The 26,504-nt window shown below is 34.8% G+C and carries 23 protein-coding genes; 1 reads left to right on the forward strand and 22 read right to left on the reverse strand.

The window, feature by feature from the left end; all coding sequences use genetic code 11:
- Nucleotides 1-22: 22 nt before the first annotated feature.
- From BMW63_RS16300 to BMW63_RS16365, 13 genes are all read right to left on the reverse strand, one after another.
- Nucleotides 23-913 (reverse strand): glycosyltransferase family 2 protein, encoded by an 891-nt coding sequence (locus BMW63_RS16300; protein ID WP_074724522.1) that lies wholly within the window; start codon nucleotides 911-913, stop codon nucleotides 23-25.
- The gene (locus tag BMW63_RS16305) at nucleotides 898-1,689 is read right to left on the reverse strand and encodes a glycosyltransferase family 2 protein (RefSeq protein ID WP_074724523.1); all 792 of its coding nucleotides are present in this window, start codon (nucleotides 1,687-1,689) and stop codon (nucleotides 898-900) included. Before BMW63_RS16305 ends, BMW63_RS16300 begins: the two co-directional genes overlap by 16 nt.
- A 281-nt stretch (nucleotides 1,690-1,970) precedes the next feature.
- Entirely contained in the window at nucleotides 1,971-2,789 is an 819-nt protein-coding gene (locus BMW63_RS16310; RefSeq protein ID WP_074724524.1) for a DUF5672 family protein, read from the reverse strand.
- Complete coding sequence (locus tag BMW63_RS16315) at nucleotides 2,786-3,790, reverse strand: glycosyltransferase family A protein (protein WP_074724525.1); 1,005 nt, start codon at nucleotides 3,788-3,790, stop codon at nucleotides 2,786-2,788. Before BMW63_RS16315 ends, BMW63_RS16310 begins: the two co-directional genes overlap by 4 nt.
- A gap of 30 nt (nucleotides 3,791-3,820) precedes the next feature.
- A complete protein-coding gene (locus BMW63_RS16320; RefSeq protein ID WP_074724526.1) occupies nucleotides 3,821-4,087 on the reverse strand; it encodes a glycosyltransferase family 2 protein in 267 nt (88 codons plus the stop codon).
- Nucleotide 4,088: 1 nt separating this feature from the next.
- Nucleotides 4,089-4,904, reverse strand: a complete 816-nt coding sequence (locus BMW63_RS16325) for a glycosyltransferase family 2 protein (RefSeq protein ID WP_074724527.1) — start codon at nucleotides 4,902-4,904, stop codon at nucleotides 4,089-4,091.
- Complete coding sequence (locus BMW63_RS16330) at nucleotides 4,897-5,835, reverse strand: glycosyltransferase family 2 protein (protein WP_083380535.1); 939 nt, start codon at nucleotides 5,833-5,835, stop codon at nucleotides 4,897-4,899. Before BMW63_RS16330 ends, BMW63_RS16325 begins: the two co-directional genes overlap by 8 nt.
- On the reverse strand, nucleotides 5,820-6,740 hold the full coding sequence (locus BMW63_RS16335; protein WP_245745003.1) for an alpha-1,2-fucosyltransferase: 921 nt from the start codon (nucleotides 6,738-6,740) through the stop codon (nucleotides 5,820-5,822). The genes BMW63_RS16330 and BMW63_RS16335 overlap by 16 nt, the downstream gene beginning before the upstream one ends.
- Nucleotides 6,709-8,100: an FkbM family methyltransferase gene (locus BMW63_RS17945; RefSeq protein WP_175460303.1), complete on the reverse strand. Its 1,392-nt coding sequence runs from the start codon at nucleotides 8,098-8,100 to the stop codon at nucleotides 6,709-6,711. The genes BMW63_RS16335 and BMW63_RS17945 overlap by 32 nt, the downstream gene beginning before the upstream one ends.
- Before the next feature lie 64 nt (nucleotides 8,101-8,164).
- A complete protein-coding gene (locus tag BMW63_RS18485) occupies nucleotides 8,165-9,433 on the reverse strand; it encodes an ABC transporter ATP-binding protein (RefSeq protein ID WP_074724529.1) in 1,269 nt (422 codons plus the stop codon).
- A gap of 41 nt (nucleotides 9,434-9,474) precedes the next feature.
- Entirely contained in the window at nucleotides 9,475-10,401 is a 927-nt protein-coding gene (locus BMW63_RS16355; protein WP_074724530.1) for a GDP-L-fucose synthase family protein, read from the reverse strand.
- 13 nt (nucleotides 10,402-10,414) lie between these two features.
- On the reverse strand, nucleotides 10,415-11,503 hold the full coding sequence (gene gmd / locus BMW63_RS16360; RefSeq protein ID WP_074724531.1) for a GDP-mannose 4,6-dehydratase: 1,089 nt from the start codon (nucleotides 11,501-11,503) through the stop codon (nucleotides 10,415-10,417).
- A 275-nt stretch (nucleotides 11,504-11,778) separates the two neighbouring features.
- The gene (locus tag BMW63_RS16365) at nucleotides 11,779-12,648 is read right to left on the reverse strand and encodes an ABC transporter permease (protein ID WP_074724532.1); all 870 of its coding nucleotides are present in this window, start codon (nucleotides 12,646-12,648) and stop codon (nucleotides 11,779-11,781) included.
- A gap of 454 nt (nucleotides 12,649-13,102) precedes the next feature.
- Between BMW63_RS16365 and BMW63_RS16370 the strand changes: the two genes are divergently transcribed.
- Nucleotides 13,103-13,843, forward strand: coding sequence for a tyrosine-protein phosphatase (locus BMW63_RS16370; RefSeq protein ID WP_074724533.1), 741 nt, complete (start codon nucleotides 13,103-13,105; stop codon nucleotides 13,841-13,843).
- An 866-nt stretch (nucleotides 13,844-14,709) separates the two neighbouring features.
- Here the strand turns inward: BMW63_RS16370 and BMW63_RS16375 are convergent.
- The 9 genes from BMW63_RS16375 to rfbD all read right to left on the reverse strand — a co-directional run bounded on the left by BMW63_RS16375 (nucleotide 14,710) and on the right by rfbD (nucleotide 26,189).
- On the reverse strand, nucleotides 14,710-16,680 hold the full coding sequence (locus BMW63_RS16375; RefSeq protein ID WP_074724534.1) for a polysaccharide biosynthesis protein: 1,971 nt from the start codon (nucleotides 16,678-16,680) through the stop codon (nucleotides 14,710-14,712).
- A 105-nt stretch (nucleotides 16,681-16,785) separates the two neighbouring features.
- Nucleotides 16,786-17,925: a DegT/DnrJ/EryC1/StrS family aminotransferase gene (locus BMW63_RS16380; RefSeq protein ID WP_074724535.1), complete on the reverse strand. Its 1,140-nt coding sequence runs from the start codon at nucleotides 17,923-17,925 to the stop codon at nucleotides 16,786-16,788.
- A gap of 1,052 nt (nucleotides 17,926-18,977) precedes the next feature.
- Nucleotides 18,978-19,937 (reverse strand): MraY family glycosyltransferase, encoded by a 960-nt coding sequence (locus BMW63_RS16385; protein ID WP_074724536.1) that lies wholly within the window; start codon nucleotides 19,935-19,937, stop codon nucleotides 18,978-18,980.
- A gap of 139 nt (nucleotides 19,938-20,076) precedes the next feature.
- Entirely contained in the window at nucleotides 20,077-20,943 is an 867-nt protein-coding gene (rfbA, locus tag BMW63_RS16390; RefSeq protein WP_074724537.1) for a glucose-1-phosphate thymidylyltransferase RfbA, read from the reverse strand.
- A 50-nt stretch (nucleotides 20,944-20,993) separates the two neighbouring features.
- Complete coding sequence (locus BMW63_RS18490; RefSeq protein ID WP_139174268.1) at nucleotides 20,994-21,107, reverse strand: GxxExxY protein; 114 nt, start codon at nucleotides 21,105-21,107, stop codon at nucleotides 20,994-20,996.
- Between the two features lie 440 nt (nucleotides 21,108-21,547).
- The gene (gene rfbB, locus BMW63_RS16395) at nucleotides 21,548-22,597 is read right to left on the reverse strand and encodes a dTDP-glucose 4,6-dehydratase (RefSeq protein ID WP_074724538.1); all 1,050 of its coding nucleotides are present in this window, start codon (nucleotides 22,595-22,597) and stop codon (nucleotides 21,548-21,550) included.
- 1,004 nt (nucleotides 22,598-23,601) lie between these two features.
- Entirely contained in the window at nucleotides 23,602-23,970 is a 369-nt protein-coding gene (locus BMW63_RS16405) for a helix-turn-helix domain-containing protein (protein WP_074724540.1), read from the reverse strand.
- A 5-nt stretch (nucleotides 23,971-23,975) separates the two neighbouring features.
- The gene (locus BMW63_RS16410) at nucleotides 23,976-24,269 is read right to left on the reverse strand and encodes a type II toxin-antitoxin system HigB family toxin (protein WP_074724541.1); all 294 of its coding nucleotides are present in this window, start codon (nucleotides 24,267-24,269) and stop codon (nucleotides 23,976-23,978) included.
- A 1,062-nt stretch (nucleotides 24,270-25,331) separates the two neighbouring features.
- Complete coding sequence (gene rfbD, locus BMW63_RS16415) at nucleotides 25,332-26,189, reverse strand: dTDP-4-dehydrorhamnose reductase (protein WP_074724542.1); 858 nt, start codon at nucleotides 26,187-26,189, stop codon at nucleotides 25,332-25,334.
- Nucleotides 26,190-26,504 lie beyond the last annotated feature (315 nt).

The raw sequence follows: 26,504 nt of genomic DNA on the forward strand, positions 1-26,504 counted from the left end.
TTTTATGCCTTTATAAATATCGTTACTTGAAAAACAACATCTTAATTAATAACTTATTATTGTTTATTTTCAAAAACCAAAAAGTATGGAGTACAAAAACATATCGAATTGTTTTGAAAAAATTTAGCTTTATCATTTTAAGCTGCATTTGACAAAGCCGGTATAGGAGAAGCTGATAGTCTTCTTTGCTTATCTTTTCCTTATCATAAACTTCACTAAGCACTTTTTTCAAATATAACGGTAATTCAATATATTTAGCAGAACTCCCAGATATATTTCCCGAATGAACACGGTATTGCGCTAATGATTCATCGATATAATAAAATTTAGCTTCAAAAGAACATCTTACCCAAAACTCAACATCTTCACCAGCTGAGGGCATCTCTTCATTAAAAAATCCGACTCTATCTATGACTTCTTTTCTCATGAGGGGAGTCGGCATCATAATAGTCCAATTGCCCATCATTCGCAACGAAACATCACCATGTTTTACATCTGGAGTTCCCGGCCGTCCTATTACCTGATTTTTTAACTTTCCGTTTTCATCAATTACCTCACAACAACTATGCACTAAACCATAGTCTGATTTTCTTTCTAAAATGGCTACTTGCCTTTCTAATTTATCAGGTAACCATAAATCATCATCATCAAGGAAAGCAATAAATTTGCCTTGTGCCTCGCGAATTCCAACATTTCTAGGCCTTGCTGGCCCACCACTATTCTCAATCTTAAAATATTTTACTTTTTCAAATTGATTACAAAGTTGCTCATTAAGATTATTAGCTGTACCATTGTCGATCACAATAATTTCAAAGTCAGTAAAGGTTTGATTAAAAACACTTTCTAAAGTTAATTTTAAATAATCTGTTCTATTATAAGTTGTAACTATAACACTTACTAACGGATGTAACATGTTTTTTTAATTTTATTTATTACCCGTTTCAGGATACCCAAAAGCGTTTCTCTTCTCGCTTGATTAAGCTGGCTGATCATTTGATTCATTTTTTTATAATCATCATAAAAAACACCATAATATTCTTTGAACATCGTTTCATTCTCTACAACCTGTTCTTCCTGATGCACAACATTATTGCTAATTCCGAACAAATCATAAACCGTTAAAGGAAAATTTATATGCTTAAAAACAAACAGATTACTCAAAAAACATTTTATATAAAAAGCTCTATCTGAAACTATTTTATACTTCTCATCATAAAACCCCATCTTATCAAATACTTCCTTTTTAAAAAAAGTACTTTGATGTGGCAACGAACTTCGCACAAAAAATAAAGGCGTTAAATATTCTGGATAAACTTTCTCCCCTTTTTCAAATTTATAATCCCCATAAATTATATCTCCAACAAAATCAGGATGCAAAATAAAATTTTCTAGTGCTGTAACTCCATTTAATACATCACCGCTATTTAAAAACAACAAGTACTCTCCACTGGCAGCTTTAATTCCTTTATTCATGGCATTGTAAATACCAGTATCAGGTTCGCTAATTGAATAATTTATTCCATCATTATTCTTTGCCAAGATCACTTTACTTCCATCAGTAGAATCACCATCGATCACTAAGAACTCAAAATTTCGATAATTTTGTGAGATAATTGACGCTATGGTTTTCTCTAAACCAATACAATTGTTATAATTTATAGTTACAATAGATAGAAATGGTCGAATCATACTTTACTTTTTTTTTAACTTAACACTATAAAAAACAAAAAGTTGAACTTACCTTCGAATTGATTTATATTTTTTTTGACGGTTATATTACAGCTTTGAAAATAGAAAATTTTATCTTCAACAAGTAGGTCGTCGTATAAATATCTAATTCTGTCGGTTTAAGTTCAAAAACACTTTTTCTCCAACCAAAGGACATATCTTTTTTTCTGTAAAACAGACTAATTTTAAAAAAAACAGTCCGTCCTGTAGCTAAATTAGAAAAGCTACTTTCATTTTATTTACTATAGTTTATAACCATACTCAGATAAAAAAGGAATATAAAATTCTAAATTATATTTATGCCAAGCATGACAACCAAAAGGTAATTGATTGTTGTTCTGCTTATATAATAAATCGGGATTTACTTCAAAAGAAAATTGAGATGCTACTTCGGGAGACGGTATATTAAAGCCTTTAAATCGTTTTGATGCAGATGAGAACACTTTATCTTCATTAGTAGTTGAATCATATTTAATGCTTTTAAAAGAATGTTTTTTTAAATACCTATTAATTCCCTTAATTATTAGCCAGTAATTATATTTGTTGTTTTGAATAAATATACAGTCTTTTAAACTTTTAATTTTTCTATTGCTTTTTAACACCATAAGACAATCTTTAACGTTTCGAAGTGATAGACCACCATTACCAACCCCATCAAATTCAAACTTTTCTTCGTTAAAATCACCTGAATTCTCTTTAAACCATGGAGCACCTAGATATGAATATTTTTGTTCCGTCCAGAAAACTAAATTATCTTGAAACACAAAACAATCCAATTGATAGATTAAGATGTATTTATAGTCCACAAACATTTTATAAAACCAAGGAGAAAGCATCATGTGATTATATGATGCTATTGACTTAAAATTTTCGTCATTCAAGAAAACGAAATCTGCTCTTTTTTTTTGAAGGAAATGAAAATTAGTGTTTTCAAGATATTTAGGACAGATAAATTTAATTTCATAATTCCGTAAAATCTTAAAACATTGCTCCAACGCAATTACTTCAAACTTGTTTAAAGTCTCTTGATAAATTGGAATTACAACTGATACTAGATTCATCTCTTCAAAATTGTATTAATAAAACGTTCCCACCTTAATAAAAAATTTTTCATAAATTTATATTTTATAAAAAACAAATCTAAAACAGTCAAAAGCACTTTAAATCCTAGTCTTTTTTGATTATTCCTAATTAAATACATGGCTTTCTCATACTCATGTTCCCTTATGATTTTTTTGTTTATTTTACTAATTTCAATTATGTTTTTCGGGCATTCTATAGTAAAAAAAGAAATCATTTTATCTCTCATTATTTTAACAACATTGATGAGGTACACTCTGTCATTAATCTGTTTAGACCTAGCAATTACACTATTTGAATGATATCTAAAATTATTTAAAGGCTCCGCAACAAATCCTAAACTATGATTAGTAATTAGTTTAATATAAAATAACCAATCACCGCAGTAACGCATTTCTTTATCAGTATCTAAATCCCCTAATTGAATAGCTCTATCTCTTAAAAACAAAACGCCACTTGCATTCGGGATTATATTTTTATAAATAAGAAACCTCTCAATAAAATAATTTCCATCAACTACAAAATTACTTAAGAAAAAATCTTTACCGAATTCACTTGTAAAGTCAATCCAGCTTCCAGTTTTACTACTATTTTCATCAACTTTATTTGATTGACTATAAACCAAAACTAATTCGTCATTTAGATAAAAAACATTTAATAGATCTTCTAAAAAAGTATTTACTGCAAAATCATCTGACTCTGCAATCCAGATATACTTTCCTTTCGCTAAACTAATACCCTTATTCCATTGAACAAATGTATTACCTGAATTTATTTGATTAAAAACACAATGACTTACTTTTGGATTTTGAGCATATTCTAAAAGGATTGCTCTACTATTATCTGTGCTACAATCATCTAACAATATGATTTCAAAATTAGTATAGCTTTGATTAAAAACACTTTCTAAACGGTGTTTTAAGTAATTTTCATGGTTATAATTGGGTATTATTATAGATACTAGAGGAGCTATTGTTGTCATAAAAAAAAATTAATTCTCAGTAATACTTATTTAATTTACTCTTGCTTTCGTGATTCCATATTCCCATAGACCGAAAGGAGAGCCTGAATTTGACTTACTTAAAAACACCTGAGAATCCTTGTCATACTTTTTACATTCATTTATAATAACATTAGAGTCAGTCGAGCAATCATCAAGAAGAATCAACTCAAAATCCTGAAACGTTTGATCTAAAACACTTCCAATTCTTTTTTCAAGATAAGGTGCATGATTATAGTTAAGCACAATGACTGATATTAAAGGATATAGTTTAGCCATTTTAAAATTTAAACAAAGTAAATCCAAAAAATTTTTGAGTCAAAAGGTTGATAATAAATTTTTCGCTCTTCAACTTTATCTCATATGTTTTTTCTTGTCTACTCAATTCATTTAGTAAATATTCATTTGAAATTACTATAAAAGCCACGTGTTTATGCCAAACTATTTCTTTAGAAATTTGCAACTGATTTGAATTCAAAACTGTTATCATAGACTCGCCTTTTACACGATAAAAAAAACAAGTGCTATCTAACCGAAATACATTTCCTCCATCTTTTAAAATAGCAATCCAAAATTCCCAATCTTCAAGACCATAAACCATATTAGTGTCATAGCCTCCTACTCTTTTCCAATCACTTTTTCGATAAATACCACTACAAAAAATAAGATTCTGAATACAAAGCCTTTGTAAATTGAAACGTGGTAAAAGCCATTCACCCGTTTCGTCTCCAAATTTTTCTGCCTTACAATAAACCACCTTTAGGCAACTATCTTTTTTAAATTCTGCAATGGCTAAAACAACATAATCAGTACTTATCCTGTCATCCGCATCTAGTGGTAAAATAAACTCTCCCTCTGCAATAGTAATTCCCGCATTTCTTGCGCTACTTAATCCACCGTTTTCTTGGTAAATATATTTAAAACGAGTGTCCTTAGTTATCCACTCTCCAGCAACCGCTTCTGTATTATCTGGGCTACCATCATTGACAATAATACATTCCCAATCGGTATAAGTTTGATCTAATACCGATTGCAAAGCGTGAGGTAAATACTGCGCTTGATTGTAGCAGGGAACGATGATGGATATTTTAGTCATTTAGTATATGCATTAAAAATCTTTTAGTAACCTTTGTAGGAAGTAGATAATTTAAAAACAAATAGAAGTACGTTAGCTTTGACTTTGATAAATACGCTGTGTTTTTTTTAATCCAAACAACTAATTCTAATTTAGTAAAAAGGTTTGTTTTATAGATACGTTTGAACTTCAATTTTAATTCATGTTCAATCTGTTTTTTATAAACCGGAAATTCAACAGATAAGTTAAATAAGGTAATAAGAATTCTATTGGAACTGCTGTTAATGCCAGCGGTCTCTGAATTTTGATGAACTCTATATTTTGATGAAATAAAATTTGATGAATAAAAAGTACAGTTTGATATTAGCATTTTTAACCAAAGGTGATAATCCTCAATATTTTGAACTTGCTCAGAAAAACCACCCGAGCTAATAATTTTTTCTTTTTTAACTAAAACCGTTAAAATTGGAATTCTATTGTATTCTAAAAACATTTGTATCGATTTTTTATCATAAAAGACAGCATCTGGTATACCCATTATTTGAGACAAATTTTCTACTTCGCTATCATTAAAGATATAAGAATCTGAAAAAACTAAATCTACATCGTGTTTTTCAATTTCTAAAATTTGAACAAATAGTTTTTCTGGCAACCACAGATCGTCAGCGTCTAGAAATGCAACAAAAGACCCACTCGATTTTGTTAAACCAAGGTTCCTAGCTTTACCTTGCTTACCATTTTCTTGATAAAAATAACGAACACGATTATCAGCGGCAACATATATTTTTATAATTGTGGCTGTATCATCCGTAGAACCATCGTCAACTATAATTAATTCCCAATTTTCATAAGTTTGGCTCAAAACACTCTCAATACTTTCTTTAATAAATTGAGATGCATTGTAACAAGGCATAATAATTGAAATTACAGGACTATTTAAATTCTCAGCCATGACTCTGGTATTAAGTCCTTAGTTTTCTCATTTGCATCCGTATTTAGGAACCATTTTTTGGGAGCAATCACAGTCTTTTCAGAAAAGGAGTTTAACCAGGCTCCCCACCAACTAAAAGAACTGTTGGCAATTATATTATGACTGCAATAAGTCATCAAGAACATGTCTTTCCAGCTTTCGCTACCTTTATTTTCGTCAACAAATAGTTTTTTTACAAGTAAATTTGCATATTCTTCTTTGACCCAATCGATATCATCTGAAAAAAAGACATAGGTTAATCCTTTGCTTTTTTGTTCCATTCTATGTATTGCCTCTAAATAATATTCCTTTGAACAATTTCCATGAAACTGCTGTGTAAGTTTGTCATTTACGTAATCCCCTCTACGAATATGTACTGACACTGTTTCAGAATTATTAATTTCTGTAAGTATCTTTTTGTTCTTCTCATCAAGATTCATTGTAGAAAAGGAAAATAAGTCTTTTACAAAACTTTCATAACCTTCAAAATAATGATAACTTTGAAAATATCCATCTAAATAAATAGGTGATTTTAATTGCAAAACAGTATTGTGATATCCTAAATAAGTCTCCACAAACACCTTTGGATAATTTAAGCCATAATTATGTCTCACTTGGTTGAATTTGGACAAGTTAGTAAAAGCTTTTATCTCTTTCTGTGTTGCCACAAGGTATTTATTGTTAAAAACAGACAGCTCAAATTGTCTTGGTGTAAAACCTATACTTTTTTCTTTATTTTCAAAAAAAAGATTATCAACTTTCAGTTTCGATTTATTTTCTAATGCCAATATACTAGCAATTGCATATTGAAACATTTGATTTCCTAATCCACCTTGAAGTTTTACAACAATCATCTTATTTTTTTTTCCAGAAATTTTCTTTGACAAAAATCGTATTAATATTGGTGTCCGCATAAACCATATATCCTTTACTTTCAATAAAACTGATTAAAGATTTATTTTTTATACCGTTACCACTAGTTGAAAATGTTATTGTTTCGATGCAAATAACAATTGGATAATTTTTCTCAAAGTTTATATCCTTTATAATTAACTCATCAACTCCTTCCGCATCAATACTCAAAAACTGAGGAAAAATAGAATTTGCATATTTATCCAAAATATAATCAAGTGTATTTACTTTTATTTTTTCTATACGGATAATATTATAATCACCTTCTTGTGTATACTTTTCAGCTTCCTCTTTTGAGAAAGTATTTAAAGTGGGCGATGATATAACATAAAAGTCCAATTCGTCGTTCTTGTCACTGACTCCAATGTTTAAATTAATATCATTTTTTCTATGTATTAAAAAATCATTAAAAAGCAATGGATCGGGTTCAATGTTTATTCCAGTTGAACCGTTTTCATAAAACAATGCTGTGTTACTGATATAATAGGGATGATGAGCACCGATATCTAAATAAGTTGGCTTTGATATACCGATACAATCAAAAATAAACTTAACAATTAAATCTTCTCCACTTTGAGAGTAAGATGTTTTCTTATGTTCATTAATGAGCAAACTTTCTTTGTTTCTAAATATATTTTTCAAGCTCAACCGCATTTTAATATTCTTTAAATTATTAAAAAAAGACAAAAGGGAACGCTCCTTATTGTTTATATAAAATTGATCCCCAGCAATACCTTCCATTTCTGTTTTGACGAGATAAAATCCGTTCTCTTTCATGAATCTTTCTATCTCTTTTCTTAAAACCTGATTCTTGTAAATCGTAATATCGGATACTTCGAGCCAAATTGCTTTTATGTTTTTTAGATTGTCCTTTGCTCCTAGTAATACTTTTAATTCCGCACCTTGAACATCCATATGAACAAAATCTATTTTATCTATTTTATTTTGTTCAACAAAAGTATACAAGGTCATTGTCGGAACTTTAATTTTATCTTTAAATTCCAACCATTTATGAATTGTAGATACTTCAGGCTCCAGTAAGGAACTTGACTTATTCCCAAAATTCCAGTCCAATTCTGTTTGTTGATCTTCAGGATGTCCAGAAGACACATAGAAATCCGCAAAACCATCTTTGTCTGACAAAGCAACAGGCAGAAGCTTTATATTATCAATTTTATAGTTAGCAAAGTTTTGTTTTATTAAATCTTGATTTGAAGGCAAAGGTTCAAAAATAAATATTTCTGCATTTGGGAACAATTTGGAATACCTTATTGATTCTTCTCCTTCGCAACCTCCAATATCCAAGATAATTAATTTATCTTCTTTTTTAAACAACCTTAATAAGTCTTTTTTTAAAGGAGTGTCAGAAAGGATATAACTTGTTCTATCAAACATAGATTTAATTTTTAATAACTTTAACCTCCATTTGATTATTAATCAAACCACTTTTGTTACTAATTATTGATTCCGCTTGAGTATCTATAACTTCCGAAAAGGTCATAATAATATCTTCGTCAAGATATTGTACACTTTGCAACCCTTTAGAAAGTCCAATTATTAATTTGTATTGTCCAGGGTTAAAATCGATGTTTTTTTCAATAAAAACAGCAACATATTTACCGCTATCTCTATTTTCAGCTATAGACCACGCTGTTCGTATCGCTGTGTCTTGCATATCCTGCATTCCTAAACCAATTACCATATTTGTGATAGGCTCAAGAAGCTCTACAAATATTTTAACTTGCCAAGGTTTTCCTACTGGAATTTCGGGCATTAGTTTTCCTTCAAGATCTTCTATTCTTAACTTGGCAGTGTACGCTAAAATTTGTGCCGATTTGGGTTTTTCAAACAAATATTCTGCTTGATTAACATTCGATTGATCCAAATAAGACTGAATCACCTCCTCTGTTTTTCCTTGCGTAACAAATCTCCCGTTCTGCAACAAAATACATTTAGTACACAGTTTCTGGACCGCCGCCATATTATGACTCACAAACAGCACCGTTCTCCCTCCTTGCCTAGAAATATCCTGCATTTTACCAATGGCTTTTTTCTGAAACTCGGCATCACCCACGGCCAAAACCTCATCGATAATTAATATTTCAGGCTCTAAGAAAGCCGCAACGGCAAAGGCTAAACGTACCGTCATTCCAGAGCTATAACGCTTTACAGGAGTGTCAATATAACGTTCACAACCCGAGAATTCAATAATTTCGTCTAACTTAAAGGCAATCTCTTTTTTGGTCATACCCAGAATGGCACCGTTTAAAAAGATATTTTCTCTGCCGGTCATTTCACCATTAAAACCTGTTCCCACTTCCAGTAAAGAGGCCACCCGACCTCCAAACTTAATACTACCCGTTGTAGGTGCGGTAACCCGAGATAATATTTTTAACAGCGTTGATTTCCCCGCCCCGTTTTTACCAATTATCCCTAATACTTCACCTCGCTCTACCTCAAAGTTAATATCTTGTAATGCCCATACATAGTCGCTAGAACCTTTAGTAGAACGGTCATTGGTATCTCCAATTTTTAAATAGGGGTTTTCCTTGCCACGTACTTGATGCCACCAACGGTTCAAGTCATGACTCAGCGTACCTGTACCTACTTGTCCTAAGCGGTATTGTTTTGAGATGTTTTCGGCTTTTAGAATTATATCTTTATTCATTGTTTTGTTTATCGCGTTTTAGCGGTTCAGGAATGGAAGTTTCAAGATTTACAAAATTTTTCGTTGTACACTTTTTCGATTCCTTGTTTTAGCGCAATCGCATTTTTCCACCCTAGTGAACTAAGTCTGGATACGTCCATTATCTTTCTTGGTGTTCCATCAGGCTTTGTAGTATCAAAAATAATTTCTCCTTGAAAACCTACAATCTCTTTAACCATATTAGCCAAGTCGCCAATACTTATTTCGCTACCAGAGCCAACATTTACAAAACCACCATCGTCATAATTTTGCATTAAATACACACAGGCATCTGCCATTTGAGAAGCATGAAGAAATTCCCTTAATGGCGTTCCCGTACCCCAAACGATAACTTCTGGCGATTTACTGCTTTTTGCCTCATGGAATTTTCTGAGTAGGGCCGGAATTACATGTGAATTTTGTAAGTCGTAATTATCATTAAAACCATATAAATTACAAGGCATTGCCGATATAAAAGAACATCCGTATTGTTTTCGATAGGCTTCGCACATCTTGATACCCGCTATTTTTGCTACAGCATAAGACTCATTCGTTTCTTCTAACAAACCCGTCAAAAGATATTCTTCTTTTAATGGCTGGGGTGCTAATTTTGGATATATACAAGAGGAACCTAAAAAAAGCAGTTTTTTGACCTTGTTTTTATAACTTTCATGAATTACATGCGTCTGAATAAGTATGTTTTCATAAATAAAATCAGCACTATAGGTGTCATTGGCTACGATCCCACCTACTTTGGCTGCAGCCAAAAAAACATACTCTGGCTTTTCTGATTCAAAAAACGTTTTCACAGCCAGTTGGTTCGTTAAATCCAATTCCTGTGAAGTTCTTGTAATAATATTTACAAACCCTTTTCTTTCGAGGTTTTCAACAAGGGCACTACCCACCATTCCGCGATGTCCTGCCACGTATATTTTTGAATTGAATTCCATATCCTACTGCTTCTTATTTAAAATTTTTAAGATATTTTTCTTTTCTAAACAGTGCTACATCTGCTTGAACCATTTCTTTAACTAACATCTCTAAAGTGTATTTTGGCTGCCAGCCCAATTTAGTTTTGGCTTTCGTACTGTCACCTATGAGCAAATCAACCTCCGTAGGACGAAAATAAGCGGGATCGATTTGAATGACTTTTTGCCCAATTTCGAATGAAAACTCAGCATTAGAGGAGGAAACAACAACACCAACTTCAACTATTCCTTCTCCATTAAATGCAAGTGTTACACCCACTTCATTAAATGCCATAATAATAAAATCCCTAACGCTAGTGGTAATTCCAGTCGCGATGACAAAATCTTCCGGTTGATCGTGTTGCAAAACTAACCACATGGCCTCGACATAATCTTTAGCATGTCCCCAGTCTCGCTGAGAGTCAATATTACCCATATAAAGGGTTTTCTCTAATCCAAGAGCCATCTGAGCTATTCCTCGAGTAATCTTTCTAGTCACAAATGTTTCTCCACGCATCGGGCTTTCATGATTAAATAAAATCCCGTTGCAAGCAAACATTCCATAGGCTTCCCGATAGTTAACCGTAATCCAATAAGCGTACATTTTTGCAACAGCATAAGGAGACCTAGGATAAAAAGAGGTCGTTTCTGATTGTGGTACTTCTTGAACCAAACCATACATCTCTGAAGTTGAAGCTTGATAAATTTTTGTTTTTTTCTCTAAACCTAATACGCGAATAGCATCCAAAAGACGAAGTGCTCCTATCCCATCCGTATTTGCGGTGTACTCTGGAATATCAAAACTAACTTTAACATGACTCATTGCACCAAGATTATAAATTTCGTCAGGTTGGGTCTCTTGAATGATTTTAATTAAATTAGTAGCATCACTCAAATCACCATAATGCAAAATAAATTTTTGATTTTCTGCATGTGGATCTTGATAAAGATGGTCTATTCTTTCGGTATTAAACGAGGAAGCTCTTCTTTTAATTCCATGAACGGTATATCCTTTTGAAAGTAAAAATTCTGCGAGATAAGAACCGTCTTGCCCTGTAACACCTGTAATTAATGCTGTTTTCATTTTTTATCTTTTTCCATTTCGAATGAATCTTATACTATCACTTCAAAAATAAAGGGTTGAACACCTTCAATAACTTATAAGGTTAGCTGAATTGAAGCTGTTAATTATACATAACAAACCATGAATTACCTAACGCCCGTCCACGGCTCCGCATTCTGAGTCACAATTTAATGACAACAGCTGCTACTTTATTTTTTTATTCGCTAGTACCCTCTAACAGGACAAAGACTTCGCAACGACTCCCCTTCCTTCGGAGGGGGCCGGGGGGGAGGAATTTAAACGGTATCGATAAAACTTTTCTCCGTTTTATTAAAAATCAACACCCCTACTAAAAATACAATCACCGTTACAGCAAATGTATACAGCAACCCAAAAACCGAAATTTGCCCCACATTCAATAACATATAGCGCGCAGTTTCTATGACGTAAGCTAGTGGATTATATTGAACCAGCCAGCCATAACTCGGAATTTTTTCCTTTATCAAAGCCATAGGATACATCACCGCCGATAAATACATCAGCAGTTGCACGCCAAAACCAATTAGATAACTAAAATCCCTGTATTTGGTTACCAAAGACGAAATAATCATCCCCAATCCCAATCCTAAAACGCCCATCAAGACAATAAGCAAGGGGAAGAATGCTGCAGCGGCGTTCAAACTAACTAAAGCGCCTTGACTGTAATAATAAATGTAAAAAACGATGAAAATGAGGAACTGGATTCCAAATTTAATCAAATTAGAAATCACGATCGAAATAGGCACGATCAACCTAGGGAAATACACCTTACCAAAAATTCCAGCATTCGCACCAAAAGTATTGGACGTTCCCGTAAGGCAAGCCGTAAAGTAATTCCAAACCGTTATTCCTGCCAAATTAAACAAAAAAGGAGGCACGGTTCCGGTACTGATACCGGCCAGATTATTAAATATGATCGTAAAGGTAATCGAGGTGAATAAAGGTTGAATCAAATACCAAAGTGGTCCTAAAACGGTTTGCTTGTAAACAGTCACCACATCTCTTTTCACAAAAAGCAGTAGCAAATCCCGGTATTGCCAAACTTCATTGAGATTGAGGGAGAAGAACTTGTTTTTGGGTGTTATCTCAAACAACCAATCGGTATCTGTTTTTTCTTGGTAATTCATGTATGGATGCTAAGCGGCTATTCCCAGGTTAAATCTTTGTATTCCAAAATTCTAACCCTTCGTGGTATTGATAGGGCACAAATATAACCTTTTGCCCCAAATATTGTGCTTAATTTTTGATTACTAGTCTCCAAATTTTGATTTTAACACATAGAAACTTAGAATTAAAATTATTTACGAAAACCATGTAATTCGATGAAGAAAAAGAACTCCATGCTACTACCTTATTACACTAGAATTCTTAATCTTAAAAATGCTACATCCCTTTTCGAAAACCCTTTATCGAAAACAGCAAAGTAGCTAACGATTACCACCACCTCAAGAAAAGAAACCATCGGCAAGTACGTAATTGCTATTGTTTACTTTTCATATTAACTGGGCTAATACATATTTTTATACGAACTAACTCCTAAAATAGTGTTCCTTTGTAGTATCATTTTTTAAAAATAAAGCAGTGTTTTTCTTTTCCAAAAATAAGCCAGTTTTAAAAGACCTCATCCCAGAAGGCCATGTCGATATTCATTCTCATTTATTAACGGGAATCGATGACGGCGCCAGAACTTTTGAGGATACGTTGCGACTTACCCAAGCACTTCAAGGTTTTGGAGTGACGCATTTCATTACCACACCCCATATTAGGGAGCATGTTTGGGAGAATACCCGCGAAGGGATCGTCTCCAAAAAAACGGAAACAATACTGCAGTTTGAGAAAAACAATATCAAAATTCCTTTCCACGCCGCCGCCGAATACTTTATGGACGACCAATTCGTGCGCCTTTTTGAATCCCATGACCTATTGACCCTTAAAGACAACTATGTTTTGGTCGAAATGTCATACATCAATGCGCCCATTCAGTTGTACTCCATTCTCTTTGACTTGCAGCTAGCAGGTTACATCCCAGTATTAGCACATCCAGAACGGTACTTGTTTTACCACAACAATTTTAATGAATATGCCAAACTAAAAAGAGCAGGTTGCCTATTTCAGCTCAATTTATTGTCGGTTGTAGGCTATTACGGCGCTCAAATCGCTAAAGTAGCAGAGCAGTTACTGGCAAAAGGAATGTACGCTTACGTAGGATCTGACGTGCATCATGACAATCATATTGCAGCTTTCGAACAAAAAGTAACACTAAAAGATGTCACACCCTTAAAAGAAGCCATAGCCAACAACCAATTTTTTAAAACCAAATAAGGTCACGCCTTTTTTAATTTCTCCCTTTAGGGTTGGGGGAAAAAATTAAAAAATACCCAAAATACCCATCCCTTTTCCCTATTTTAATTTCTCCCAGTCATTACGAAGAATGAAGCAATCTGGTTCAGGTAAAAAATAACGAAATCGCAATCGATTCCTGCCCCGCCCTTAAATTAAAAACGTTAAAAAACAATGAAAAAACGGAGTGGCAGCAGTCCGCAAGTTGAGCCTGAAAGGCGAACGGCTCGGGCTGCGGAACAGAGTTTTGAGGTAGTTTTTGAGTTTTTAATTTTCAGGCTTGATTTTTTTGTTACTTTTTTCATCAAGGAAAAAAGTAAAATAGTAATTCAAAAAACAATATGCAATCGCAAGTGAAGCACCCATTCGTTTCCCCTTTTTTAATTTCTCCCAGTCATTGCAAAAAATGATGCAATCTGGTGGGACAAAAAATAACATGATCGGAATCGATTCCTGCCCCGCCCTTAAATTAAAAACGAAAAAAAACAACGAAAAAACATTTGAAATTAAAAGGAGGACAGCCAATGGCTGTCAGGTAAAAAGCAGTTTTCAAGCTTTTGATTTTCAGGCTTGATTTTTTGTTGTGCCATCGGGTTGCACATCGTATTAACAAACCTTCCGGTACAATGCCGTTGTAATATGAAAACAGTATTCCGAATTCCTTCGGAATACTGAATTGAATACACAAACGGTATTTCTTTTGTATCAAGACAAAAGAAAAATATAATTATCATTCCTTATCGGAAGTAATAAATTCAAAAGAACCACAAAAAATCAACTGCCCTAAACAAAAAAAGCTCACAAAGATAAATCCTTGTGAGCTTTTTTTAATCAAACTTAATTAGTTCCTATTTCACATCCAACAATTCAAAAGTAGAATTCATACTTTTAAATTCCGGTACGATCTTCTTCATTTTCATTACAATTTCATCATTCCCTAAAAAATCTGCATTATCGATTAAAGATTCAATATCAGCATGCAAAGATTCAAATTCGTCTTGAATTTCCTCTGCAATCATTATTTTTTCGTGATGCGTAAGAATCGTCTTGGAGGTATCATTAAGCAATTCTTCGTACAACTTCTCCCCAGGTCTTAAACCGACAATTTGGATTTTTATCTCTTTATCCGGCACGTATCCCGCCAACTTAATCATCTTTCTCGCCAAATCAATAATTTTAACCGGTTTCCCCATATCAAAAATATAAATTTCACCCCCTTTACCCATCGCACCCGCCTCAAGAACCAGCTGGCAAGCTTCTGGAATAGTCATGAAATACCTTATAATATCCGGATGGGTAATCGTAATCGGTCCTCCTTCGGCAATTTGCTTAGTAAACAGCGGCACTACAGACCCATTTGAACCCAAAACATTACCAAAACGGGTAGTAATAAATTTAGTCGTCTTTTCCCCTACTTTTCGCTCCGTTTTTAATGATAAGGACTGCACATATTTCTCTGAAATACGCTTACTTGCACCCATTACATTACTAGGATTGACGGCTTTGTCTGTAGAAATCATTACAAATTTCCTAACCTTGTACAGGCAGGATAAATCGGCAAGGTTTTTAGTCCCGCCAATATTGGTAAGAATCGCTTGAGAAGGATTTTCTTCCATTAAGGGCACATGCTTGTAAGCTGCCGCATGGAAAACTACTTGGGGTCTATAAAGTCGAAAAACCCTATCCATTGCCTCTCTATTTCTAATATCCCCTACAACCGTCCTAATTTTGGAATTCGTAGGCAGCACTTCAGTCTCTAATCTCAAATGATGCAATGGCGTTTCAGCTTGATCCAGGATAATAATCTTTTTAGGATTATAAAGCAATACCTGCCTTACAATTTCGCTCCCGATAGAACCTGCTGCACCTGTAATTAAAATGGTATTATCTTTTAATTGTTTCGAAATGGATTTATTATCCAAAACAATTGGCTTTCTTTCCAGAAGATCCTCAATTTGTATCGTTTTTACTTTTTGCGAGATCTCCTTTTGATTTTCCCAGTCCGTAATCAAGGGAATAATGTACACCTTATAATTAAACTCTAAGCATTGATCTACAATGACTAATCGTTCTTCTTTTGACAAACTTTTATCGGCGATAATAACGCCTTCAGCCCCAATGGAACGCATGAGAGTAGGTAGTTTCTTCTTTAAAATCAAAATAGGTAAATCCAACATCCGCTTAGATGAGTTTTGATCATTCTTATCTACAAACGCCACAATTTTAAAACGAGGAGGAGACTCTAACTTTAAAGCATTAGCAACTGATATCGCATTGGCATCTGTTCCATAAATTATTGTTCTCGATAATTTTATGTCGCTTTTTTCTGAAAAATAATATTCGAAAGTCTGTTTTACAATCACACGATACATAAACAGCCCACAAAAAGAAAGAACCATATTAATAAAAAGCGCGGTATTTAAAAAGGCCTTATACCCATAGAATAATTCAAAAGCAAAGTTTAATAGCAAGAGTATTATTAAAACAGCCATTTGTGAAAACAACAACTTAACAGCATCGATATAAGAAGAGTGCCTTATAATTCCAGAATAGGTTCTAAACAACCAAAAAAAGAATATATTAACCCCAAACAGAAAACTAAGATACAATGCCGTATGTGTAGTCACAATATAATCTAGTCCTGTACCTCTAAACAGCAGATAGGTAAAAAAAAAGGCCACCATTAAAACGGCGCAATCCATCATAACGATAATCCATCTAGGCAGATAACTTAGATTATGAATATTAAACCTTAGATTCTCCCGAGAAAAAAAATTCTTGAGAATAGGTGTCGAATCGGGATTTGCATGATTACTCAAAATATATATATTTAGACAATGTCAAAATTACTACTAATTGCATTCAAATAAAATTTTTTTATTCCTTTTTCTTTGCCCAACGGCAGAAAGGCCTATTCACTCTTTTTACGCGCTGAACAAATTGAAAACCACCGCTTTTATCCTACTTCGATCCTCTTCTGTAAGATTAGAACCAGATGGCAAACAAAGTCCATTGGCAAAAAGGGTCTCAGCAATAGCGTTACCATAATAAGGAAAATCGCGAAAAACAGGCTGCAAATGCATCGGCTTCCATAACGGACGTGATTCTACATTTGCTTTCTCTAGTGCTAATCGCATTGCTTCCCTAGTAATTCCAAGTGTCTTTTTAGGATCTATCAAAACGGTACTTAACCAATAATTTGAAAAGAAATGGTCATTGGGTACGGTAAAAACCGTTACCCCCGCAATATCCTTGAATACACCCACATAAAATTCATGCATTTCCCTTCTTAAAATTACATGAGCATCCAAAACTTCCATTTGACCTCGACCAATTCCTGCACAAATGTTACTCATTCGATAATTATATCCAATTTCGGTATGCTCAAAATGCGGTGTCTCTTCTCTTGCTTGCGTCGCTAAAAATATAGCCCTCTGTTTTAACACTGCAGAATTAGCTACAATCGCTCCTCCACCCGACGTCGTTATCACCTTCCCTCCATTAAAAGATAAAACACTAATATCACCAAAAGTTCCGCATTTTTGTCCTTTATAACAACTACCCAATGCCTCTGCGCTATCTTCAAGAATAGGAATCCCATAGCGTTCAGCAATCGCTCGTATCGCCTCGATCTTATAAGGAGTACCATACAAATCGACCGCTATTATCACTTTTGGAATTTTGCCTTTAGCAATTCTATCTACAATGGCTGCTTCAAGTGCAACGGGGCACAAATTCCAAGTTTCAGGTTCGCTATCAATAAAAACAGGCGTTGCCCCCAAATATAAAATTGGATTGGCAGAGGCCGAAAAGGTCATGCTTTGACAAAGCACCTCATCCCCTGACTCCACCCCCAAAAGAATTAATCCCAAATGAATCGCCGCCGTCCCCGAATTTAAAACGGCAACATTTCCCAACCCCAAATAGTTTTCTAAATTTTGTTCGAAAACAGTCAAATTTAGTCCTATTGGAGCAATCCAATTAGAATCAAAAGCCTCTTGAATATACTTCTGTTCAGTGCCACCCATGTGGGGAGTCGAAAGCCAAATTTTGTTCTCAGCCATTTCTTAAAAATTAATACTTATGGAGTCTAACCTAGGCTAAAATAATATATATTTTGCACTTTGTGAGTGCAATGCTTTTAAAGCTTCAATAACTATTCTTTTATTTCATAACAATTACCATGAAGTCCTGTCGATAATCTTATGCCCCTTAGAGTCAAAACTTCACTATTAAATCCGCCCTTAAATTTAAACCCTCAAGAAATATCAGAAATTAAAAGGAAGATAGCCATTGGCTGTCAGGTAAATAAAGAACACATTTTTAATCATTAAATCCCGATAGCTATCGGGATCAGGCAGTAAAATCGGAGATTATTTCATCTGTTCGCCTTTCAGGCTCGGGTCATGAATACAAAAAAAACAATATTAACCCATGAATAATTTTTTGTTACCGTCACCCTGAGCGAAGACCAACGGTTCATCAAGATAAATCAAAGATTCAGCGAGTACCGCTAAAAATAAAAAAGTAATGAGCTAAAAAAGTAAAATATAATTATCATTCCACTTAATAAACTTCTACTGGAAATTAAAAAAAACAGAGGTTTAGCCCCAACCCTAAAGGGAGCCCTGTGATTTTTTTAAAGAAAGATAACTCGTTAAAAAACAATAACTTTTCCCTTTTTTAATTTCACCTCGTCATTGCGAAGAATGAAGCAATCTGGTTCAGGTAAAAAATAACGTGATCGGAATCGATTCCTGCCCCGCCCTTAAATTAAAAACGTCGAAAAACAACGAAAAAACAAAGTGGCAGCGCTCCGCGAGTTGAGCCTGAAAGGCGAACGGCTCGGGGCGCGGAACGGCGTTTTTGAGGTAGTTTTTGAGTTTTTAATTTTCAGGCAGTGATTTTTTTGTTACTTTTTTCATCAAGGAAAAAAGTAAAATAGTAATTCAAAAAAAAATATGCAATCGCAAGTGAAGTACCCATTCGTTTCCCCTTTTTTAATTTCTCCCTTTAGGGTTTGGGGAAAAAAATTAAAAAATCCAACTCCACAACCACAAAAACACCAACAGGCAAAGCGATACCGCTTAAATATAAAGTTAAGCGAGCTAAAGAATTAAGCCCTACTTTCTTTAAGACTCAACTGACGAACAATAAAAACCCGAACAGCTAAATAAACAAGAGTCATTAACACTAAAAATCCTCCTGCAAAGTACAGTGACAAGCTTCCTTTTGTATCCACATAAATGATAATGATGTTTATCCCTAACTGAAGAATCGCATAAGAAATCGAAACTGCAACATGAGAATATCCCATTTCATTGGCTAAATACTGATATAAATGAGAGCGATGTGGTTGAAAAATATTTTCTTTCTTTAACAACCTGTTGATAATAGTAATAATGGCATCGATACCATAAACAGAAAAGAAAAGAATATATCCTAATTGTCCTGAATCTATAATTGACTTGATCATAAAATAGCCCAAGAAAAGCGCCATACTAATACTTCCTACATCGCCAGCAAAAGTCTTCGCTTTTTTCCGAACATTAAATAGTCCAAAAACCACACAAGACAATGCCATGGTGATCAGTACTGGTAAGCTTGCTTCATTTAAAGGCAAGTAAGCAAAAGTTATAATCGCAGTGAGCGCATACAATACCGTTATACCGTTGATCCCATCCATAAAGTTAAAAGCATTCACCCAACCAATCAGCAAGACAAAGACTATTGGAAGCAACCATAAAGCCTCTGAATACAGATTCAAATTATAGAATACTAAGCCGACGGCAATAACATGTGATGCAAATCGAGGCAATTGCGACAGAGGTTTGATGTCATCTATAAAACTGACTAAACCGACTAATACTACTGCTAATGTAAGCTCCCAAGAAATATCACCAAGAAAAAAAGCAATTAGTATTGCAATTGGAAAAATAATCCCCCCGCCTCTCAACGTAATCGATGTATGAGAGGACCTACTATTCGGTTTATCAATTATATTGTATTTATCAGCTATTTTGAAATAAATAAGCTCAATACCAATCAATAAAAAAAATAACGCTATATATATCATTTATTTACAACAATCTAGGCTATTAAAAAATAGCGTTTAATATAAAAATCAGATTCCAATTCAGACATTACCGGATAAGAAAGAATACTCATCTCTGACGACTGATCACCGAACACTGCATATGATCACTGACCACTTATTATTTGTGTTTCAATAAACCTAAAAGATATTCTCCATAACCTGATTTTTTCAAAGGATCAGCTAATTCTTTTAGTTGTTCGCTACTGATAAACCCTTGTCTCCAAGCAATTTCTTCAATACAACCCACTTTCAATCCTTGACGTTCTTCCAAAACTTGAACAAACTGTCCCGCTTGCATCAAACTATTAAATGTCCCTGTATCTAGCCAAGCCGTTCCTCTACTCAAAATCCCTACTTTCAGCTTTCCTTGCTCTAAATACACTTTGTTTACATCGGTTATTTCATATTCACCGCGAGGACTTGGTTTAATATTCTTCGCAATTTCAACTACGGAGTTATCATAAAAATACAATCCTGGCACTGCATAATTCGATTTAGGTTCCAAAGGCTTTTCTTCGATAGAAAGTGCTTTCAGGTCTTTATCAAATTCTACTACTCCATAACGCTCTGGATCGGATACATGGTAAGCAAATACAACGCCTCCTTGTGGTTTTGTATTCGAACGAAGTAATTCTTGCATATTAGAACCAAAGAAGATGTTATCTCCCAAAACTAAGGCAACGTCATCATTTCCTATAAATTCTTCCCCTATTACAAAAGCCTGCGCCAAACCATTTGGAATCGCTTGCTCAGCATAACTGAATTTACACCCAATAGTAGAACCATCTCCCAATAACTTTTTAAAATTAGGTAAATCGTGTGGGGTCGAAATAATCAAAATTTCATTAATCCCAGCCATCATCAAAGTAGACAATGGGTAATAAATCATCGGCTTATCATAAACCGGCATCATTTGCTTACTCATCGCAAGCGTTAACGGGTGTAAACGGGTGCCAGAACCTCCAGCCAATATAATTCCTTTCATAATTGTGTTAATTTTACGGATTAAAACGAATGTTTCGAATTTAAAACGAATTACTTCAAATTGATTATTCTCTTATAAGTTAATGAAGGCGTGCCGAAATTAATCAACATACCCAATTCTAATTTAGTACATTTTAAATAATTTGTCAACTTAATACAAAACAATCTTTTATGCTTAAATTAATTGCTTTTTTTATTTTTTCAAAGGATCTCTTTACCTCATACTTCTCGATACAATTTTATAAAAACGCTCGAAGTGACGGAAACCGAAAACTCAAATCTCACCACTCCTAACCCCGCCCTTAAATTAAAAACGTCAAAAAACAATGACAAAGTAAAGTGGCAGCAGTCCGCGAGTTGAGCCTAAAAGGCGAACGGCTCGGGCTGCGAAACGGCACTTTGAGGTAGTTTTTAAGTTTTGAATTTTCAGGCTTGATCTTTTGTTTCTTTTGCATCAAGGCAAATCGAAGATTCAGCGAACACCACTAACAAAAAAAGTACAGTGAGCTAAAAGAAAATTAGCAAACCCTTAATTTCTAACGTTGAATATAACCTCCTTGGTTGAATCCATTAATGAACTTCGGATAATTCGCTTTAAATTCGAGTTAATTTGCGTACTGCTTCTCGTAATATGTCGCATACTCCCCAGAAGTAATATTATTCAACCATGTTTGATTTTCTAAATACCAAGTTACAGTTCTCTCCAATCCTTCTTCAAAAGTAACCGAAGGCGTCCATCCTAGTTCTTTATTAATCTTAGAGGCGTCAATGGCATAACGCAAATCATGACCTGGACGGTCTTTAACATAAGAAATCAATTGTTCCGATGTTCCTACTTCACGACCTAACTTCTCATCCATGATTTTACATAGTAATTTCACTAAATCAATATTTTGCCATTCATTAAAACCACCAATATTATACGTATCATGATTAACACCTTCATGGAAAACCAAATCAATGGCAACCGCATGATCTTCTACAAATAACCAGTCACGAGTATATTTCCCATCGCCATAAACAGGTAAAGGTTTATTTTGAATGATGTTATTAATAAACAACGGAATCAATTTTTCAGGAAAATGAAAAGGCCCGTAATTATTAGAACAATTAGTCAGCACATAAGGCAAACCATAAGTCTCTCCGTATGCACGAACAAAGTGGTCTGAGCTAGCTTTCGAAGCCGAATAAGGCGAATTAGGATCATAAGCTGTAGTTTCGGTAAACAAACCTTCAGCACCAAGACTTCCATACACCTCATCGGTACTAATATGGTAGAAACGTTTCCCTTCCATATTATCCTTCCAAATCGTTTTAGCAGCATTCAATAAATTCATAGTCCCAATCACATTCGTTTTCACGAAAGCCAACGGATCAGTAATAGAACGATCCACATGAGACTCAGCGGCTAAATGCAATACCCCATCAAATTGGTGTTCTGCAAAAAGCGCATCAATAAAATCAGCATCTACGATATCTCCTTTTACAAAAGTATAATTAGGCGCGTTCTCAATATCTATAATATTCTCTAAATTTCCTGCATATGTCAAGGCATCTAAGTTGAATATTTGATACTCCGGATAGTTGTTTACAAAACGTCTTACCACATGCGACCCAATAAAACCAGCCCCTCCTGTAATTAATATTTTTTTCATTTCTATTTAAATTTTATAGATTGTCTTCTTTATTTGTTGAGTTCAGCGTTGAGGCAAAATCGCGCACCCAATTTTCAACTCCCTTTATGGCTAGGGAAAAGTAAATGATTCCCTAAAATATTCTCGCTCCAAAAATCAGATGACTCCCTTTAGCCCCGGGGAAAACATCTGGTTTTTCGAACACACCCCAATTTTCGGCTCCCTTTAACGCCAGGGAAAAACGAAAATTTCCACACACCCCAATTTTGGCTCCCTTTATGGCTAGGGAAAAGTAAATGATTCCCTAAAATATTCTCGCTCCAAAAATCAGATGGCTCCCTTTAGGGCCGGGGAAAACATATGGTTTTTCGAACACACCCAATTTTCGGCTCCCTTTAGGGCCGGGGAAAAACGAAAATTCCCACACACCCAATTTTCGGCTCCCTTTAGGGTCGGGGAAAAACGAAAATTCCCACACACCCAATTTTCGGCTCCCTTTAGGGTCGGGGAAAAACGAAAATTTCCACACACCCAATTTTCGGCTCCCTTTAGGGTCGGGGAAAAACGAAAATTTCCACACACCCTCCAATTTTCGGCTCCCTTTAGGGCTAGGGAAAAGTAAATGATTCCCTAAAATATTCTCGCTCCAAAAATCAGATGGCTCCCTTTAGGGCCGGGGAAAACATATGGTTTTTCGAACACACCCAATTTTCGGCTCCCTTTAGGGCAAGGGGAAAAACGAAAATTTCCACATTTCAAGTCTTTTCGTTCCCCTTAATAACGAAAGCTTTCAGTAGAGTTAACACTAAAACACATCTTAGATAAGTTTCTTTTTTGTTTGCCCCAAGCCCTAAAGGGGGCAAAAAAGAAACTCAAAATCCGATTCTCAATTTAGTTATCTTTATTCCAAGTCACGCTGCGAACTTCCGCCTCACTTTCGGCTGAGGAAAAACGAAAATTTCCACACACCCAATTTTCGGCTCCCTTTAGGGTCGGGGAAAAACGAAAATTTTCACCTCTATCCTCTAATTAACACCCAAAACAATCATAGGGTCAATATCTAATTTTTGACTTATATCTCTTGCCGTTTTTAAAGGCGGTTCGCTTTTACCTGTCAAATATTCGCTAACTCTTGAAGTGCTAACACCCAATAGTTCCGATAAACGTTTTTGATTTAAACCACGCTCATACATGCGCAATTTCATTGCTTCGATAAGCGTAGGTGCCTTTATAGGTTCGTTGGCTTCTTCGTAATCGGCTACTAAATCGGAAAGTAAATCCAATTCAATAAAATTTTTATCGTCACTAGAGGTATTATTATCTACAAGTACTAACAAGTCGTCAATGCGGTTGCTTAATGCTATGTACTCTTTTTTTGTTTGTATTGTTCTCATAGTTTCTAAATGTTTGAACAGTCTATTTTATCATATTGCGAATGTGTACCAATAAATCGAATATAGACTTTGCTTGAGGCAAAAATGATAATGGCTACAAGTCTATAGTCATTACCTTTTATATTGAACACATAACGATTATTGCCTACATAATCAACACTATTAAAAGTTTGCTTAATGTCATTTAAAGTATTCCACTCGCTTCTTTTGGCTTTAAAATACCAGTCTCTCAAAGCAACATCAGAACTGGAGTGTTTTTCTGTAAACTCTTTAATTTTTGTAAACGTTACGATCCGCATTTGCTTATAAGTCTAAAATCGGTTACAAAGATACAAATAATTTTGATTAACAAAACTTAATCACGTAACACAGGATTATTATGTTGCTCTGAATTATTTTTCGTCCCGATAGCTACCGAGATAAATTCACACACCCTATTTTCAACTCCCTTTAGGGCCGGGGAAAAACGAAAATTTTCACACACTCCAATTTTCAGCTCCCTTTAGTCCCGAGACAAAATCACACACCCAATTTTCGGCTCCCTTTAACGCCAGGGAAAAACGAAAATTATCACACACCCCAATTTTCAACTCCCTTTAACGCCGGGGAAAAACGAAAATTTTCACACACCCTATTTTCAACTCCCTTTAGGGCCGGGGAAAAGTAAATGATTCCCTAAATATTCTCGCTCCAAAAATCAGATGGCTCCCTTTAGGGCCGGGGAAAACATCTGGTTTTTCGAACACACCCTATTTTCAACTCCCTTTAGGGCCGGGGGAAAACGAAAATTTCCACATTTCAAGTCTTTTCGTTCCCCTTAATCACGAAAGCTTTCAGTAGAGGTAACACTACAACACATCTTAGATAAGTTTCTTTTTTGTTTGCCTCAAGCCCTAAAGGGGGCAAAAAAGAAACTCAAAATCCGATTCTCAATTTAGATATCTTTATTGAAAATCACAATCTCAACTTCCGACTCACTTTCGAGTCAATACTAGATTACCGTATAAATTTTCAGCTCCCTTTAGTCCCGAGACAAAATCACACACCCCAATTTTCGGCTCCCTTTAGGGCTGGGGGAAAACGAAAATTTCCACACACCCCAATTTTCAACTCCCTTTATGGCTAGGGAAAAGTAAATGATTCCCTAAAATATTCTCGCTCCAAAAATCAGATGGCTCCCTTTAGGGCCGGGGAAAACATCTGGTTTTTCGAACACACCCCAATTTTCAGCTCCCTTTAGTCCCGAGACAAAATCACACACCCAATTTTCGGCTCCCTTTAACGCCAGGGAAAACGAAAATTATCACACACCCCAATTTTCGGCTCCCTTTAGGGCCGGGGAAAAACGAAAATTCCCTCCTCTAACCTTTCAACAACCCCATACACTTCCTCAAACTCTTTTTATAATCAGGAACTTCAACTCCATAAGTATTTATTATTTTACTTTTATCCAACAAAGAATAGGCAGGACGTTTCGCTGGTGTAGGATATGACGAAGAAGGAATTCCGCCAATAACACAATCAAAACCACCTATTTCTTGTATCGCCAAAGCAAATTCAAACCAACTGATTTCTCCCGCATTAGAAAAATTATAAATACCAGCATGCCAATTAGGATGGTTTATAATAGATACAATCGCTTGGGCTAAATCAGCCGCATAAGTTGGACTTCCTATTTGATCATTCACCACACTCAAACTCTCTCTCTCTTGCATTAGTCGAGACATCGTTTTTACAAAATTATTTCCAAAACTAGAATAAACCCACGAAGTTCTAATTATGATCGCCTCAGGATTAGTAGTCAAACAAAGTTGTTCTCCTAATAATTTGGTAGCACCATAAACATTGATTGGATTAGTTGGGGAGTTTTCATCTAAGGCGATTGCCGAATTCCCATCAAAAACATAATCAGTAGAAACATGAATTAACTTCACATTATTGAATGCCGACCAGCTGGCCAAAACTCCCACAGCCAAATGATTGATGGTATCAGCTAGTTCCTCTTCTGATTCGGCTTTGTCCACTGCAGTATAAGCAGCGCAATTGATGATAACATCAGCTTGAATTAAATCCAATTGATTCTTTAAAACGGATAAGTCATCTAAAGTAATTTGTGTTCTATCAGCAAAAAACCATTCAAATTTAGAATAATTTTCAGATAACACTCTTAACTCTGAACCTAGTTGACCTGATGCGCCTGTTACTAGTATTTTTTTCATAAAACTCAATTTGTTTATACCACCTGTAGCAGCACTCCTTTTACATCGCTATTAATGTTCAACATACACTACAAAAAAGGCTGTTTATGTTTACTGCATATTACAAAAAAAGGAAATTCCAATAATCAGAAACCGATAACTGATAACCTTAAATTTCCACCTCCCTTTAGGCTCGCAAAAAATAACGCTCTCGATTTTCGGCTCCCTTTAGGGCAGGGGGAAAACGAAAATTTCCACACACCCTCCAATTTTCGGCTCCCTTTAGGGCAGGGGAAAAACGAAAATTTCCACACACCCTCCAATTTTCGGCTCCCT

It is taken from the genome of Flavobacterium frigoris (assembly GCF_900111075.1).
GTDB classification, from domain to species: Bacteria; Bacteroidota; Bacteroidia; order Flavobacteriales; family Flavobacteriaceae; genus Flavobacterium; species Flavobacterium frigoris.